The sequence below is a fragment of the Planctomycetota bacterium genome, from assembly GCA_038746835.1.
Classification (GTDB): Bacteria; Planctomycetota; Phycisphaerae; order Tepidisphaerales; family Tepidisphaeraceae; genus JBCDKH01.
Genome location: JBCDKH010000079.1, coordinates 1 through 14,709, shown reverse-complemented (window position 1 = coordinate 14,709; position 14,709 = coordinate 1). Strand labels below are relative to the sequence as shown.

Annotated in this window: 16 protein-coding genes; 9 read left to right on the top strand and 7 right to left on the bottom strand. The window is 64.9% G+C overall.

Features of this window, described 5'->3' with window-relative positions:
* A partial coding sequence (locus tag AAGI46_09405; protein ID MEM1012422.1) for a hypothetical protein occupies positions 1-1,019 on the bottom strand: 1,019 nt, incomplete at its 3' end.
* Positions 1,020-1,104: 85 nt separating this feature from the next.
* Between AAGI46_09405 and AAGI46_09400 the strand changes: the two genes are divergently transcribed.
* From AAGI46_09400 to AAGI46_09380, 5 genes are all read left to right on the top strand, one after another.
* A complete protein-coding gene (locus AAGI46_09400) occupies positions 1,105-1,959 on the top strand; it encodes a protein-glutamate O-methyltransferase CheR (GenBank protein ID MEM1012421.1) in 855 nt (284 codons plus the stop codon).
* Between the two features lie 58 nt (positions 1,960-2,017).
* Positions 2,018-2,530 (top strand): chemotaxis protein CheD, encoded by a 513-nt coding sequence (locus AAGI46_09395; protein ID MEM1012420.1) that lies wholly within the window; start codon positions 2,018-2,020, stop codon positions 2,528-2,530.
* A 98-nt stretch (positions 2,531-2,628) separates the two neighbouring features.
* The gene (locus AAGI46_09390) at positions 2,629-3,045 is read left to right on the top strand and encodes a response regulator (protein MEM1012419.1); all 417 of its coding nucleotides are present in this window, start codon (positions 2,629-2,631) and stop codon (positions 3,043-3,045) included.
* Positions 3,046-3,063: 18 nt separating this feature from the next.
* On the top strand, positions 3,064-3,690 hold the full coding sequence (locus AAGI46_09385) for a hypothetical protein (GenBank protein ID MEM1012418.1): 627 nt from the start codon (positions 3,064-3,066) through the stop codon (positions 3,688-3,690).
* Between the two features lie 28 nt (positions 3,691-3,718).
* The gene (locus AAGI46_09380; protein MEM1012417.1) at positions 3,719-4,780 is read left to right on the top strand and encodes a chemotaxis response regulator protein-glutamate methylesterase; all 1,062 of its coding nucleotides are present in this window, start codon (positions 3,719-3,721) and stop codon (positions 4,778-4,780) included.
* A 1-nt stretch (position 4,781) separates the two neighbouring features.
* Here AAGI46_09380 and AAGI46_09375 read toward each other — a convergent pair whose 3' ends face one another.
* Complete coding sequence (locus tag AAGI46_09375) at positions 4,782-6,326, bottom strand: DUF6798 domain-containing protein (protein ID MEM1012416.1); 1,545 nt, start codon at positions 6,324-6,326, stop codon at positions 4,782-4,784.
* A gap of 51 nt (positions 6,327-6,377) precedes the next feature.
* Here AAGI46_09375 and AAGI46_09370 point away from each other — a divergent pair, with 51 nt between their 5' ends.
* Positions 6,378-8,402 carry a hypothetical protein gene (locus AAGI46_09370; GenBank protein MEM1012415.1) on the top strand — a complete coding sequence of 675 codons (2,025 nt, stop codon included), beginning with the start codon at positions 6,378-6,380 and terminating at the stop codon, positions 8,400-8,402.
* A gap of 15 nt (positions 8,403-8,417) precedes the next feature.
* Here the strand turns inward: AAGI46_09370 and purE are convergent, their stop codons facing one another.
* Both purE and proB read right to left on the bottom strand, forming a co-directional pair.
* Positions 8,418-8,879: a 5-(carboxyamino)imidazole ribonucleotide mutase gene (gene purE, locus AAGI46_09365; GenBank protein MEM1012414.1), complete on the bottom strand. Its 462-nt coding sequence runs from the start codon at positions 8,877-8,879 to the stop codon at positions 8,418-8,420.
* A 39-nt stretch (positions 8,880-8,918) separates the two neighbouring features.
* Positions 8,919-10,031 (bottom strand): glutamate 5-kinase, encoded by a 1,113-nt coding sequence (gene proB, locus AAGI46_09360; GenBank protein ID MEM1012413.1) that lies wholly within the window; start codon positions 10,029-10,031, stop codon positions 8,919-8,921.
* Positions 10,032-10,231: 200 nt separating this feature from the next.
* On the opposite strand from proB, the gene AAGI46_09355 reads away from it, so the two are divergent.
* From AAGI46_09355 to AAGI46_09345, 3 genes are all read left to right on the top strand, one after another.
* Positions 10,232-11,095, top strand: a complete 864-nt coding sequence (locus AAGI46_09355) for a B12-binding domain-containing protein (protein MEM1012412.1) — start codon at positions 10,232-10,234, stop codon at positions 11,093-11,095.
* 124 nt (positions 11,096-11,219) lie between these two features.
* Positions 11,220-12,407, top strand: coding sequence for a hypothetical protein (locus tag AAGI46_09350; GenBank protein MEM1012411.1), 1,188 nt, complete (start codon positions 11,220-11,222; stop codon positions 12,405-12,407).
* 13 nt (positions 12,408-12,420) lie between these two features.
* Positions 12,421-12,738, top strand: a complete 318-nt coding sequence (locus tag AAGI46_09345; protein MEM1012410.1) for a polyhydroxyalkanoic acid system family protein — start codon at positions 12,421-12,423, stop codon at positions 12,736-12,738.
* A gap of 139 nt (positions 12,739-12,877) precedes the next feature.
* Here the strand turns inward: AAGI46_09345 and AAGI46_09340 are convergent, their stop codons facing one another.
* The 3 genes from AAGI46_09340 to AAGI46_09330 all read right to left on the bottom strand — a co-directional run.
* Positions 12,878-13,465: a hypothetical protein gene (locus AAGI46_09340; GenBank protein ID MEM1012409.1), complete on the bottom strand. Its 588-nt coding sequence runs from the start codon at positions 13,463-13,465 to the stop codon at positions 12,878-12,880.
* 54 nt (positions 13,466-13,519) lie between these two features.
* Complete coding sequence (locus AAGI46_09335) at positions 13,520-14,164, bottom strand: hypothetical protein (protein ID MEM1012408.1); 645 nt, start codon at positions 14,162-14,164, stop codon at positions 13,520-13,522.
* 116 nt (positions 14,165-14,280) lie between these two features.
* The coding region (locus AAGI46_09330) for a thioredoxin family protein (GenBank protein MEM1012407.1) at positions 14,281-14,709 on the bottom strand (429 nt) is incomplete at its 5' end.

Below are 14,709 nucleotides of genomic sequence, written 5' to 3'. Positions count from 1 at the left end.
TACGTCTCCCAGAACAACCCGAGCAACCCACGCGCGTTGTCAGCTGAGAGCCGCTCCGCCTCCTTGACATCGCCTGCCAGCGCAGCCGCTAGTGGGACCGATTGCGCGCGAGCGATCTCAGTCAACTTCGCGTCCGTCTCTGCCAAAGCCGCAGCGTCCGTGTCGACGTCCGCTAGCAGCGTCGCTAGTTCGATCACGCTGGTCACAAGCGACGACGTGTCATCAAACGCGGGAACAGGCCGCCCGTGCAGAATCGCATGGGCCGTGATCGTCAGTGCACGATCGTCCACGCTCGGCTGCCAAGGGAGATCCGTCGGCCACGACTCCGTCTCGCCGCGAACCCATCGCGATGCCTCCGAGCCCTCATCGGAGGCGAGCAAGGCCATCCGAAGCCGGTGGCTGGTCGCGCTGCTGTCTCCGAGAACCGTCCCAGCAGCCAACCAGCGTCGAAGCGTCGTTTCGCCGTCACTGCGAGCAAGAAGGGCACCGATGAGCGCCGGACGAAGTCGCACGTCGATTCCGCCGCGGTCGAACGCTGCGTGCAAGCGATTGACGCGTGTCAGGACGACGTCGCGGTTGGCTCGGTGGACCCTCTGCTCGTCCGTTAGAACACGTTCGAGCAATGCCGCAAGTACCGGTGCGGCGACCGCGGGCTGACGCATCAGACGATCGACAGCTCTGGTCAGACGTCGAACGCTGGCGGGCGTCGAGAGGTCGATCGAATGGGCAGTCAGCGCTGCCTCGGCCAGACCGGGTGACTGCTGACTGACAGGTATCTCGGCAAGGCCGCTGTCGATCCCGAGCAACAGCCGTCGCGCCGACTCCGCCAGCGCCGGATCGTCGCTGGCTGCCGCGGCTTCGAGAGCCTCTCGCCGCAATGCCCGATCCGTCGCCACAGCACCGAAGGTCGACGCACGAACCCCTGGGTCGAGCGATGCGAGATCCTCCAACGCGTTCGCACTCGCCTGCCAGGCAACGAACAGCGTCACAGACAGAATCGCCGTCACCCGCCGGAGCATGGAACGATGTTACGAAGCCGGTCTACGTCCTGCGAGCGTCTGTCCGGCTCAAGTCGATGCGTGGCAAGGCCGATGACGTCTGGTCATGACTTCCGCCACCATCAGCACGCCGACCGAGGCAATTGTGCTGAATGACAAGGACTTCCACTTCATTCGCGACCTTCTTCGTCGGAAGGTCGGAATCGACCTGAGCGACGATAAACGCGAGTTGGTGCGTTCCCGGCTGGCCAAGCGCGTCCGAGCGCTCGGCTGCACTTCGCTCAAAAGCTACGTCGACACCCACATCCGACCCACAACGGCTGCGGAGAAGCCGGAGTTCACGCACTTCATCGATGCGCTGAGCACCAACCTCACAAGCTTCTTCCGCGAGCCCGTCCACTTCGACTTTCTTCGCAAGACTGTGCTGCCAAACGTTCTGCGTTCCAAGCGAACGGTGCGCGGTTGGTGTTGCGCCTGCAGCACCGGCGAAGAGCCGTACTCGCTCGCGATGACGCTGCTCGAGACGGCCGATCAGTCGCACGACATCCGGCTGCTGGCGACCGATATCTCGACAAAAGTCCTCGCTGAGGCCGTCAACGGCGTTTATCCGCTGAAGCGGCTGACGAACGTGTCGACGCATCTCCGCGGCAAGTACTTCGAGCCACGTCGCCTGCCGGACGGCACGAGTGCCCTCGCGGCGACGCCGACGATGCGGTCGCTCATCACGTTTCGACGGTTGAATCTGATGGACCGCCTGCCATTTCGCGGTCCGCTCGACTTTGCGTTCTGTCGCAACGTGATGATCTACTTCGACCGGCCGACGCGTGAGGCGCTCGTTGGTCGGATCAGTGCGGTGCTTGCACCGGGTGGTTACCTCTTTACCGGTCACAGCGAGTCGTTGTCGGGGCAGTCGCACGCCCTGACACAAGTCGCGCCGGCCGTTTACCGAAAGTCGCCGTAGCCGCGTTTGTCGTTCTGGCCTTCGCTCGCTCGTCGTCACCACTCTCGCCCGCCGCATCGTGTCCCAACCGCAGCCAGCTTCCACCTCCGCAACCGCCGGCCAAATCGTCGTCGGGATCTCGGACTTCAAGACCACCGGCGACGCCCGTGCGATGCTCGTGACGCACTCTCTCGGCTCGTGCATCGGCGTTGCCGCCCACTGCCCGGCTCGAAAGATCAGCGGCCTGCTGCACTTCCAACTGCCCGAGGCTGCGATGGACGCCAGCCGAGCCCAGAACGAACCGGCCATGTTCGCGGACACCGGACTCGACGCGTTGATTCAGGCGATGCAGAGGCGAGGAGCCGACACGAAACGTCTTCAGATTCGTCTGGCTGGCGGGGCGAAGATGCTCTCCACCAGCACCTTCGACATCGGCAAACGCAATCACCTCGCGATCCGCAAAGCCCTCTGGAAGCACGGCCTGTTCGTCGCCGCGGAGAACTGCGGCGGCTCGTCCGCCAGAACGCTGTACATGCGGTGCAGCGATGGCGCTGTTCGACTCCGCATGGATGGAAAGGTCGTCGCGCTCTAGCAGGCGTCGCATCGTCCAGTAATCGCTAATCACTCCGACCGCAATCGCCACCGTTCCGACGCACTTCTCGGGGCACCACAGACTCACCACGAGGCACGATGGACTCCCAAACGACGACACCCACAGACACGACGCAGCCGACCAGCGGCTTGCGCATCCTCGTGGTCGACGACTCGAAGATGACCCGCGCGATGATCCGTCGGAGCATCATGCTCAGCGGCGTCGAGGCGGAGATCGACGAGGCTTGCGATGGGCTCGAAGCCCTCGACCGCCTGCGCGAAAACTCGGGCTACGGCGTCTGCTTCCTCGACCTCAACATGCCGCGACTGGGCGGCGTCGAGGTCGCCAAGGCCGTCTGTGGGGACGAGGCCATGAATACGCGGATCGTCATTGTCAGCAGCGAAGCAATGGCCAAGCGCATCGACGACCTGCGTGAAGCAGGCGTTGCCGGGTACATCCGAAAGCCCTTCAAGCCCGAGGCCATCCGAGACGTCCTGACTCGCATCGCCGCCTGAACCCCAAACCACGCCGCCATGTCCGACCTGACGACCCAAGACGATCCCTTCGCGGCCGAGCCTGCCACCGGCGACGACCCCTTCGCCGAAGCGGCCGACTCTGCGACGACGTCGGAGAACTCCGAAGACGCCTTCGCAACGCCAGGCGACGTGCTGAGCGATGAGACGCCCACCCAGACGCCGCTCGAAGTCGCGGCCGAAGCGGTGATCGAGGCGTTGGAGAACACCGCATTCCTCTCAGCCGAGCCAGGCGACCTCGTCGTCGAGCCGGCGCAGGTTCGACGCGTTTCACTTGGCTTTGGCGGCCCGTCGGCGGGTGTTCTGGTCGTGGATGCGGACGCTCGGATCGGCCGACTGCTCGTCGCCGGCGCCCTTGGGATCGACGCCGACGAGCAGGAAGCTGCCGCCGGTGCGGACGACGCGCTGTGCGAACTCGTGAACGTCGCCGCCGGTGCGATGATGCCACGCCTTGTCACACAGGCCGGTGGCGACGCCGAAGACATGCCGGCCGACGCATGTCCGTTGGGTCTGCCGCAGGTGTCGCTCGTCGACGGCTCGGCTTGGGACGAAGCCGCTCCGCCCGATGCGGTCCGCTTCAGCGTCGAAGGCAGAGCCCTTCGCGTGAGCCTCAGGCCAGCGGCGTGAGTCGGTTCAACCACCTCCAACCCGTGACATGCTCAGCCAGCCAAGCGGAAAGCCGATTCGCGTCCTCGTCGTCGACGACTCGGCGCTGGTCCGTCAGATCCTGACACGCGAGCTGTCTGCTGCCCCGGACATCGATGTCGTCGCCGGCGCGCCCGACCCATATGTCGCGCGCGACAAGATCGTCGCGCTCAAGCCAGACGTCGTCACGCTCGACGTCGAGATGCCGCGAATGGACGGCCTGACCTTCCTGCGGCATCTGATGCAAAGCCGCCCGACGCCGACGATCGTCGTCAGCTCGCTCACGCCCAAGGGCTCGCGATCGGCCGTTGAGGCGCTGGAGTCTGGTGCCGTCGACGTGCTGTGCAAGCCGAACGGAGCGATCAGCGTCGGCGATCTGTCGAGGCAACTCATCGACAAGATTCGCATCGCTGCCAAGGCCAAGGTTTCAGCACGCAAGCCTGTGACCACCGGCGGCCCGATCGTCCGGACCAGCATGGCCGAGACGACGGATCGCATCTTCGCGATCGGTGCCAGCACGGGCGGCGTGCAGGCGCTCACTGCCGTGCTGACACGCTTCCCGAGCAACGCACCCGGCTGCGTCCTCGTCCAGCACATGCCGGCCGCCTTCACGGCGAACTTCGCACGACGCCTGAGCGACCTGTGCCAGGTCAACGTGTCCGAAGCCAAGAGCGGCGACAGCGTGCTGCCGGGTCACGTGCTGGTCGCGCCAGGCGATCACCACATGCGACTGGCGCGAAGCGGCGCCCGCTACTACGTCGAGCTTGTCGGAGGCCCACCTGTCCATCACCAGAAGCCCGCAGTCGATGTGCTGTTCGACAGCGTTGCCAAGGTCGCCGGTGTCAATGCGGTGGGTGCGATCTTGACGGGCATGGGTGCCGATGGGGCTTCGGGCTTGCTAGCCATGCGAAAGGCCGGAGCTCGGACGCTTGCCCAGGACGAGGCGACCAGCACCGTCTACGGCATGCCCGGCGAAGCCGCGAAAGTCGGAGCATCCGAGAAGACTGTCCCGCTCGACAAGGTCGCCGAGACGATGATGGCGTTCTGTGCGATCACCAAGCGCGCCGCCTGAGTCAGGGCACTTCGTAGATCGCAACGCCGTCTGCCGTGAACACGGGCTCGAAGTCGTCCGGAGTGTCACTGCGTAGCACGACGACGTAGTCCGCATCGTGCCGACGTGCGGCGTCGATCAACTCGTTGGTCGGCCGGGCGTGGTAGTCGGCGTCCATCGCTCTGCGTGCTTGTTCGTAACCCGTGAAGCCGCCCGTGTACTGCGTGATGTCATCGCTCCCAACCACGTCGCCAAGTCGTCGTGCCCACGGCTCGAGTTCACCCGCCAGCTGAGGTACCAGCTTGAAGCTGACAACGTGGCCACGCCGCGCGTTGACCGGGAACGCCGATCCCACGCCCGGCGGAACGAGGAACAGGGAGTCCGGCGGTGACTCCGCGCGTGCCCACGCTGCAGCCTGCAGGATCGTGCGACCCGACGTCGGCTGGACCGGAATCTCCAGATCGCCTCGATAGATCAGAAGGCTGATGAGGCTGACGACGAGCGTGGCCGCCGCGAGCAGTTGGGCACGTCGGCTCTCATTGAAGATCCAGACCGACCCCATGCAGACCGCCAGCCACTTCATGTGCGGACTGAATCGCCAGAGGCTGGCCTGGATCATCGTTTCGTTCACGTACCAGATCCCGGCGAAAACCAGGGCAACGGCCTGCAGACAGACGAAGAACGCGAGCGTCGTTCCGGGCAGCGACCAGCGATCACGATGCCGCCACCACGCCAACGACGCCAGCGGCAGCGGCGCGAGGACGACCGCCCACACCCACCAAGGCCAAACGAGCGGGTCGTAATGGTGCGGGTGCCGAAGCTCTGCGTACAGCTCGACAAACCGTGCCAGCGACATCTGCTCACCGGCCCCAGCCATGATTTTGGCCGGCAACGCGACGCCGACGTTCGCAACTGACGGGCCGATCGCAACGATGCCGGGGCCGATCAGCTTCCGCCACCGATCCCCCGACTTCCAAGCCAGCAGCAGAAACAGCAGCGGGCAGATGAGCGAAAAGTTCAGGTGGAACCCGCCGGCTAGCCCGAAGCCGAACGCCGCCAGGTACCACCGTCTCTCGAACGCCCCCGCGAGCGCGACGACGAGTCCGACGGCTGCGACGTTGCCGGCGTTGAACTGGCCGTCCTGCAGCATCGAGTAGATGCCCAGTGCCCGGTCGCCGAGGAAGACGTGGTACGCGACGACGCTCGCAAGGAACGCCGCAATCCCGCCACCGAGGTGTCGCACGACACGCCACCACGCCCAGGCGAGCGTAAAGCCCAGGGCGAGAAAGATGATTAAGAAACCAGCCTCGGCAACGTTCCAGTGGAAGAGATACGACGCGACGAAGCTGAACAGGCCGTGGTACTGCAGCGTTTCGGTGACGAACGGGTCACCCGCGAAGCTCGCCAAGCCCGACCGCCGCAGCGGTTCCAACAGGTAGACCTCGTGATTCCCCTCCAAAAACGAGTATCCCGTCACTGCCATGCACAGCAGCGCTGCCGCCACGATGGCCAGAAACACCGCCAACGGATGGTCTTCGGCATGCACAACTTCGCCAGCAGAACGCACCCAGCAAGGTAGCATCCTCATCGATCGCGACGCATACGAAACCCTTCCGCAATGATCCGAAACCTCCCACGCCTCGCCTTGGTCGCGTCGCTGACGCTTGCCACGACCGTCTACGCCGAAGACGCCGAACTGCCCGTGCAGGGCGTGACGCTCTACACCAGCGGCGTCGGCTTCTTCGAGCACCGCGGCACCGTCGATGCCGGGCAGATCTCGGCGACGCTGCGCTTCGACGCAGCCCAGATCGATGACCTGCTCAAGAGCCTCGTCGTGCAGGATCTCGGCGGCGGGACGATCGAGCGCGTCGGCTATGCCGCGGCCGGGCCGCTGGATCGGCAACTTCAGTCTTTCCGCATCGACCTGTCGCGTTCGCCGTCTCTGGCGTCATTGCTGACGCAGCTCAAAGGTGCACGCGTGTCGGTCACGACCGACGAGGTCGATCCGATCAACGGCACCGTTGTCGGCGTGGAGAAGCGACCTGTTGCTGACGAAGGTGCGACAGTTGAGCGGACGTTTGTCACGCTGTTCAGCGGCACGGGCCTGGTCAGCGTCGACTTGGCTGACGTCGTCAACTTCGAGATCGAGGACGAGGCGCTTCGCCAAGACCTTGCAGCCGCGCTTGAAGCCGTGGCAGTATCGCGCGATACGGACAAGCGGAGCATCGACTTCGCCTTCAATGGCGAGGCCGAGCGCGACGTGCGGCTGGGGTACATCGTCGAGACGCCGATCTGGAAGACCAGCTATCGCCTGCTCCTCGGCGATGAGCCAGCGGTGCAGGGCTGGGCGATCGTGGAGAATCAGACCGACTTCGACTGGCAGGGCGTCAGCCTCGGCCTCGTCAGCGGCCGGCCGATCAGCTTTGCGATGCCTCTGAGCGAGCCGATCTTCGCCGAGCGGCCGACGGTCGAGGTGCCGAAGCCGCCTTCGGTTCGACCCAAGGCGTATGGCGGGGGCATCGAAACGGCATCTCCGGGGCAGCCGATGCCAGCGTCGGAAGCCGCTCTTTCACGTCGTGCCCGCGGTGGATTCGGTGGCGGAGGCATGGGCGGGAATGACGGCACGCTCGACGAAGCTCCGAACGACCTAGCAATGCTGATGACTCTCAATCCCTCTGGAACCAGTCTCGACCGCGGTGCTCTGTTCGAGTTCCGCATCGACGACGTCGACATCGCTCGGCAGAGCAGTGCGATGATTCCGATTGTCGCATCCAGTGTCAGCGCGCAACGCGTCAGCCTCTTTGACGAATCTCTCGATCTTCCGAACCCGTTGACGGCCGTGCTGTTCGAGAACACGACGGATCAGCACCTGCCGGCCGGGCCGGTCACGATCTACGACTCGGACGGTTACGCGGGCGAAGGTCGGCTCGACGACGTGCCGGGCGGGCAGGAGCGGCTCATCGCTTTCGGCGTCGACCTCGAGGTGCTCGTTTCGGTCGATCGCTCTCGGAACAACCTCCGTGTCACGACCGGCTCCATCAGCGAAGGCGTCCTTACGGTGACCCGCGCGTTTCGCTCCGAAACGCTGTACAAGATCAACAACAAGGACGACAAGGCGAAGTCAGTTGTTCTCCTGCATGCGCTCGGCGACGCAACGGTCGAGGGCGACGTCCAGCCATATGAAACGACCCCGGATGGCACCGGCCGATTCCGCGTTGAGGTCGAGCCGGGGCAACGGGACGTCGCGATTGTGACCGTGCAATCGATGGACTCGCAGACCCGGCTCATCGATGTCGACCGACCCGACGAACTGCTCCGATTCGTCGAAGGTGGCGGGTTGCCGGAAGACTTGCGACAGGAACTCGCAGACGCAGCCGAACTGCTGCGTGCGGTTCGCCGCACATCGGAGCAGATCGACGCGGTTGATTCCGACTTGCAGTCGATCGCCGAGGAGCAAGATCGAATCCGCCGCAACATGGGCTCGGTCGATCGCACCAGCGACTACTACAAGCGGTTGCTTCGCAAGCTCGACGAGCAGGAGACGCAGATCGAGAATCTTCGCGAGCAGCGCGAGGAGTTTGAGTCGCAACGTGTCGAACACGAGCGGGCGTACCGCGACTTCGTCATGCAGCTCGACTCGTAAAGTCGGCGACGCGACCTAGGACGGAAGCTCCATCGCGAGGACTGCATCGCGTTGCTCATCGCGATGCTGGTCGAGCCGCTGGCGCAGTTCGTCGTCGCTCGTGGCGAGGATCGACGCAGCGAACAACGCCGCGTTGATCGCACCGGCCTTGCCGATCGCGAACGTCGCCGTCGGCACGCCCGCGGGCATCTGGACGATGCTCAGCAGCGAATCGACACCACTCAAGACGCGACTCTGCACCGGCACGCCCAGCACCGGCAGCGTTGTCTTCGCGGCCGCCATGCCGGGGAGGTGCGCCGCTCCGCCGGCTCCGGCAATGATCACCTTCAGTCCGCGATCGCGCGCTGTCGAGGCGTAGTCGAAGAGCAGGTCCGGCGTCCGATGGGCACTGACGACCTTCTTTTCGAAAGCGACGCCCAACTCCGCGAGCGTGTCGCACGCGTGCTGCATCGTCTCCCAGTCGGAGACGCTGCCCATGATGACGCCGACAACGGGTGCTTGTGCCACTACGCCAGTCTAATCACGCAGCAACAGAAGCTGATCGCGATGGACCAGTTCGGCCTGGAACCCTTCGCCGAACTCGTCCCTCAGGTCGCTCGATCGCTTGCCGGCAAGGTGTCGGCAGGTCGACGCGTGATGCGCAGCGACGCCTCGGGCGAACTTGGTGCCGTCGACGGTGACCAGCTCCACGACGTCGCCGCGGCAGAAGTCGCCTTCGACGCTCGTCACCCCGGCCGGCAGCAGCGACGCCGGTCGCTTCGAAAGCGCTTGCACGGCGCCGTCGTCGAGCACGAGTCGGCCTGATGTCGTGGCGTGTTGAACCCAGCGGAGTCGTGCTCGGAGTTTCGGCTCCTCCTTCGGCAAGAAGGTGGTGCCGACCGATTCGCCCGCGACCGCGCGAAGTAATGCGTCGGGGCTTCGGCCGTCGGCGAGGACCATCCGCTCACCTGCGGCCGTGACCAGTTCGGCCGCGTCGAGCTTGCTGGTCATGCCGCCGGTGCCGCCGGTGGAAACGTCGCTTCGGCACCAGCGTCGTGCATCGGCAAGGTCGCTCACTTGCGGGACCACGTCGCCAGCGTCATCGAGCAAGCCCGGCACGGTCGTCAGCAACACCAGCAATTCCGCCGAAAGGGCTGCTGACATCACCGCAGCGAGCCGATCGTTGTCGCCGAAGCTGTCCGCCCCGTCGCTCGTGCCCGCTGCCAGCTCGGCGGTGCTGACGGCGTCGTTCTCGTTGACAATCGGAACGGCCCCGGCGTGCCAGAGGGCGGCGATGGTGTTGCGCACGTTCAGGAACCGTGGCCTGTCGTCGACGTCCTCGCGCGTGAGAAGAACCTGCCCGGTCTTGAGCCCGGCGGCATCGAGCGACTTCGCCCACGCTGCCGCCAGCAGCGGCTGCCCCGCGGCAGCAGCCGCCTGGAGTCGCGGTAGATCACGAGGGCGACCTGACATGCCAAGCGCCTTCACGCCGGCCCCGACCGCACCACTGCTGACGATGGCAACGCGACGATTCTGAGAAAAAAGTTCGGCCGTCTGACGCGCTACAGAGTCGAGCACGTCGACATCGATGCCACCGGCAGGGCCGGTAACAAGGGCGGTTCCGAGCTTGGCCACGATGACGCGCGGCATGCCACCGGTTATAGCGCCACCGCCCAGAGCCCGTGGCCGATAAGTGACGGCCGTGCAAGCACGTACCGGACGCGAGCGGAACCTGTTTTGGCGTGTTGCGATCAAAGCCTGTCCGGCGATGAACCCAATGTCGCCGGCAGCAGCTGTGTCTCTGTGGCGGCAAGCAACGGACGCAACACCCAAGCAACGGAAGGACCCCAGTGACCCTCAAGAACCAGAAACGCGGCAACCGCCCGCACCTTCGCATCGCCGACTACGACGCCGACACGAACGAAGAGATCAACGAACAGAAGCCCACCGCCGACATCGGCAAGCTGTCCGACACGCCGCTGTTTCAGCACTACGCCGAAGCACTCCTCGCAGGCGATCGGCCGGCGTGCCGCGAACTCGTCGACAAGGCCAGCGAGTGCGGCGTCGATCCGAAGCGCATCCTCCTGGAGCTGTGCTGGCCCGCGATGGAGTCGATTCGCGAGCTGTACAAGGAAGCCAAGATCAGCCTCGCTGCCGAGCACATGGCGACGCGTCTCAACCGTGCCGTCGTCGACCGCCTCACCGGTCAGCTGCCGATCGCAGAGAGCAACGACCGTCGCGTCATGGTCATCTGCGGTGACGCCCAGGGCGAAGAGCTCGGCGGACAGATCACGGCCGACCTCTTCGAGAGCGATGGCTACGAGGTCAAGTTCCTCGGCGGTGGCATCCCGGCAGATGAGGCGAACCACCTCGCCGGACTGTGGCGTGCGGACTTGATCATCCTCTTTGCCACGCTGCCGAGCGAGATGCCTGCGGCTCGGCAGTTGATCGACAAGCTTCGCGACCACGGGACCAACCCCGAACTGCAAGTCATGTGCTGCGGCGGCATCTTCAAGCGTGCCCCAGGCCTTGGCGAGGAGATCGGTGCGGACCTCGTCGCCGTCGACGCCGGTGATGCGACACAGGTCGCCGCCGACAATCGCGGCAAGAAGGCGACGGCCATCCAGCAGACGGTCGGCCGGAATCGCCGCAACCGCGTCGCCAAGGAAAAGCGGGCCGAGATCGCGGCCCGTCGTGCCCGCAAGGCCGCTTGACGGTCAAAAACCAACCCGCACGAGCGAGCCGCGGCCGGAGTGGTCGCGGCTCGTTCGCGCGCTGTGAGCCAAGGCCCTTTGTCCCTTCCGACGATCGGTCGGCAACGCATATCTTGGGCGAACGATGTCTGTGACTTCTCTTAGACCGACGGATCTGCAGCTCCAACTCGACGACGACCAGCTCAAAGAGCTCATGACGACCGCAGAAGGCACCGGCCCGTGCCTTTCGCTCTACATGCCGACGCATCGCAAGGGACCGGACACTCGAGAGAACTCGATTCGTTACAAGGCCCTGCTAAAGAAGGCGCGCGAGTCGGTTGAAGTCGTCGACGGCCGCGACGAAGTCCACGGGCGCATCGAGTCGCTCGAAACGATCGCCGACGACGAGCCATTCTGGCAGCATCAGATCGGCGGGATGGCACTGTTCAGCAACCGAGAGTCGACCCGCATTTACCGCGTGACGCAGAAGCTGCCGGAGCGTGTCGCGGTTGCCGACAGTTTCCACGTCAAGCCGATCATCCGCGTGCTCCAGCAAGCCGGCCGGTACCACCTGCTGGCGGTGACGCAGAAGAGCGTTCGCCTCTTCGAGGGCGGGCTGGAAGGGCTTGATGAAACCGTCCTGGATGACGAAGTGCCGACGACCATCGTCGAAGCACTCGGCGGCCAGGTCGAGGGTGAGCTCAACGTCAACTCGTACGGAGGCCTGTCGTACAGCGGCATGTTCCACGGCCATCACGACAACAAGGACGACCGGAACAAAGACATCGAGCGCTATCTGCGAGCCGTGGATCGCGCGGTCTACGACTTCCACTGCCGCGGCGGCGACCTGCCGCTCTACTTCGCGGGTGACGTCGACTATCACGACATCTTTTTCAAGGTCAGCCACCACCCGCGCAATACGAAGAAGGGCATCCGCATTAATCCCGATGCGGTCGAGGTGGATCGCGAGCGTCTCGAGCAGGAGATGGAAGCCGTCTTTCGGCCGGACTTTGAGAAGGAAGTCCACGAACTGACCGAGCAGTTCGGCAACGCCAAAGCCCGCGCCGGTGGAAGCGACGACGTCGACGCTGTCGCGAAGGCAGCGCGGGAAGGTCGTGTGCTGTCGCTCATCGTCGACGCCGGCAAGAGCATCGGCGGCCGACTCGACCCGGACACCGGTGCTGTGAAACGGGCCAAGGAGAGCGGTGCCGACGTCGACGACGTGCTGGACGATCTGTGCGAGCTGGTTATGCGTGCCGGCGGGAAAGTCCGCGTGGTTCCCAGCGACATGCACCCGACCGACACGGGCGTTGCTGCGGTCTATCGCTACTGACTCCGGAGGCCAAGTGGAACCCAAGACCGTCGATCTCAAAGTGCCTCACCAGCTCGGCCGAGACGAAGCAAAGCGTCGGCTAGAGCGCGGCTTCGGCAAAGTCGCCGGGGTGGCCGATGGCTTGGGTCAGATCGAGCAAACATGGACCGGCGACGAGATGACCTTTCGCGTCGCGGCGATGGGACAGACTGTCGATGGCAAGGCGACGGTCCACGGCGATCATGTGGCCGTGGTGGTCCAGCTGCCGTGGCTGCTCGCGAAGATGGCCGAGGTGTTGCGACCGAAGATCGAAGCGACCACGCATGAGGCCTTGCGTCTCCCCGCAGAGTAAGCGTTTGGCAGTGCCGCGTTCCTTGTCTCCGCGCTCGTGAAAGCGCCGACGGGCCGGCACACCATGTGCCGGCCCGTCGAACTGGGAGAGAGAGAATTGTGTAGCCGACGTCGCGGCCTGGCGATCCGTCTAGCCGCGATCACTCGCTGTCGGAGCCGCCTCCGCCAAGGGCATTCAGAGCACCGGTCGCTGCGTCGCCGAGACCGCTTGCTCCGGCCTGGTCAATGAGGCTCTTGATGCCTTCCATGTACGGCTCGATGTAGGGCATGGCGGCGCTAGCAATGTCCAGATCCTGCAGGCCGGCGAACTGCTTCGCGGCCTCGGCGACGTTTCCGCCGCTGACCGACCCCTTGAGCGAGTCGAACTTCTCGGTCAGGTTGCCGAACAGGTCCGACATGGCGGAGTCGCCGGTCTCTTCAGCGTTTGCTTTGAAGGAGGCGAATCGCTCCTGCCCATTGTCGAGCAGCTGCGTGAGCTTCTCGGTGGCGGAGCCGTCGCCGGACACGATGTCGTTGATGCCCGACTTGATGTCGGAGACACTGACGCCGGCGAAGACGCCCTCGGCCGCTTCGGTGGCACCCTCGCTGGTCGTTGTCTCGCCGGACGTAGACGTGTCGGCCGCATCGCAGCCGGCAAGCGTGACGCCGGCGACGGCTACAAGGGCGGCCGTGCTGCCTGCGTAGAGACGACGGCGGAGGAGGGCGATCGGAGCGGTGGTGTTATGCATGGGTTGTCTGCGGTGGTTCCCCGGTGAGGCTGCAACGTCTGTGCCAGTCGGGCCTCATGAGTCGGTCGACTTCAGAACCGTCGGCCAGAGCGCGACGGTGCAGCGTGTGTGGCCGTTGCGCTCGACAATGTCGAAGCCACGCACTTGCCGAAAACCGGCCAGTACCTCCTTGCGAGCCAGGACGTCCTCGAACTGCTCCAGATCGGCGTCGATGATCGCCTCGTCACCGGTGAAGGCGATCAGCAGCAAGCCCGCCTCGTGGATCATCGGCTCCGCCTCCATCTTCCGGAGGTCGTCGACCGTCTTGTTCCGCCACTGCTGCCCGTAGCCGGCGTGACGTCGCCCGCCCTCGGCGAACTGGTGCGCGACCTTCACCTCCAGCCACAACGCCTCATTCGCCGGGCACACATCGGCGGGCGTGAACAGGTCGGTGTCTTCCACGACCCACAGCTCTCGGCCGGAAGGCGTCAGAACGAGGTCACAGCGCCGCCGGCCGCTCCTCTTGCCGAAGTCACTCGGGTAGTACTGCTCCCGTGCGACGCCGTAGTGCCAGTCGAGACCGTCAGCAAGCAGCGCCTGCAGCGGGACTTCCTTCATCGCATCCAGCCCGTAGACGGCCTGCTCCAGCTTGAGGTTGGCCTCCGCATCCTGGAGCACCTCGCTCACGGCGTCGGCCACCTCGTCGAATCGCCAGTGCACTGGGTGAGCGTAACCCGATTCCTGAACCGCGAAGACGCCAAGAGGCGAAGGGCCGCGCAGTGATCACGAAGACTGTTTGCCAAAACCCATTGCAACTCTTCCTTCGCGGCCCTTCGCTACTTCGCCTCTTCGCGGTTCAGCCCGAGGTTCTCGTTCAGCTCGCCGGCGTCATAGATACCGGTGAGTTTCCGCGGCGATGATTCACCGGGCAGGTAGACCGCCGTGAACGGAATCGCCCGGGCCGGGTTCAGCTCCGCCAGCAACGGCCAGCCGGGGGCGTCGCGTTTGGTCAGGTCGGCCTTGACGAGCGCGACGCCTTGCTCGCCCAGTGCGTCCATTTGGTCCTGCGTGCCGAAGACGAGTTGTTCGATCGTCTGACAGTTCGCACACCAGTCGGCGGTGAACTTGACCACGACCGGGCCGTCGGCCTGCAGGGTCGCGATGTCGGCATCGGCAAACTTCACCCATCCCGTCGGCGGATTCGCCAAGCGGTAAGCCAACGGCAACGTCCCGCCGCCCAGGAGCAGTGCGATCACGCCCGTCAC

Coding starts and splice junctions, on each gene's coding strand:
- AAGI46_09400 (MEM1012421.1), top strand. CDS start 1,105: ATGACTTCCGCCACCATCAGCACGCCGACCGAGGCAATTGTGCTGAAT.
- AAGI46_09390 (MEM1012419.1), top strand. CDS start 2,629: ATGGACTCCCAAACGACGACACCCACAGACACGACGCAGCCGACCAGC.
- AAGI46_09385 (MEM1012418.1), top strand. CDS start 3,064: ATGTCCGACCTGACGACCCAAGACGATCCCTTCGCGGCCGAGCCTGCC.
- AAGI46_09380 (MEM1012417.1), top strand. CDS start 3,719: ATGCTCAGCCAGCCAAGCGGAAAGCCGATTCGCGTCCTCGTCGTCGAC.
- AAGI46_09370 (MEM1012415.1), top strand. CDS start 6,378: ATGATCCGAAACCTCCCACGCCTCGCCTTGGTCGCGTCGCTGACGCTT.
- purE (MEM1012414.1), bottom strand. CDS start 8,879: ATGGGCAGCGTCTCCGACTGGGAGACGATGCAGCACGCGTGCGACACG.
- proB (MEM1012413.1), bottom strand. CDS start 10,031: ATGCCGCGCGTCATCGTGGCCAAGCTCGGAACCGCCCTTGTTACCGGC.
- AAGI46_09350 (MEM1012411.1), top strand. CDS start 11,220: ATGTCTGTGACTTCTCTTAGACCGACGGATCTGCAGCTCCAACTCGAC.
- AAGI46_09340 (MEM1012409.1), bottom strand. CDS start 13,465: ATGCATAACACCACCGCTCCGATCGCCCTCCTCCGCCGTCGTCTCTAC.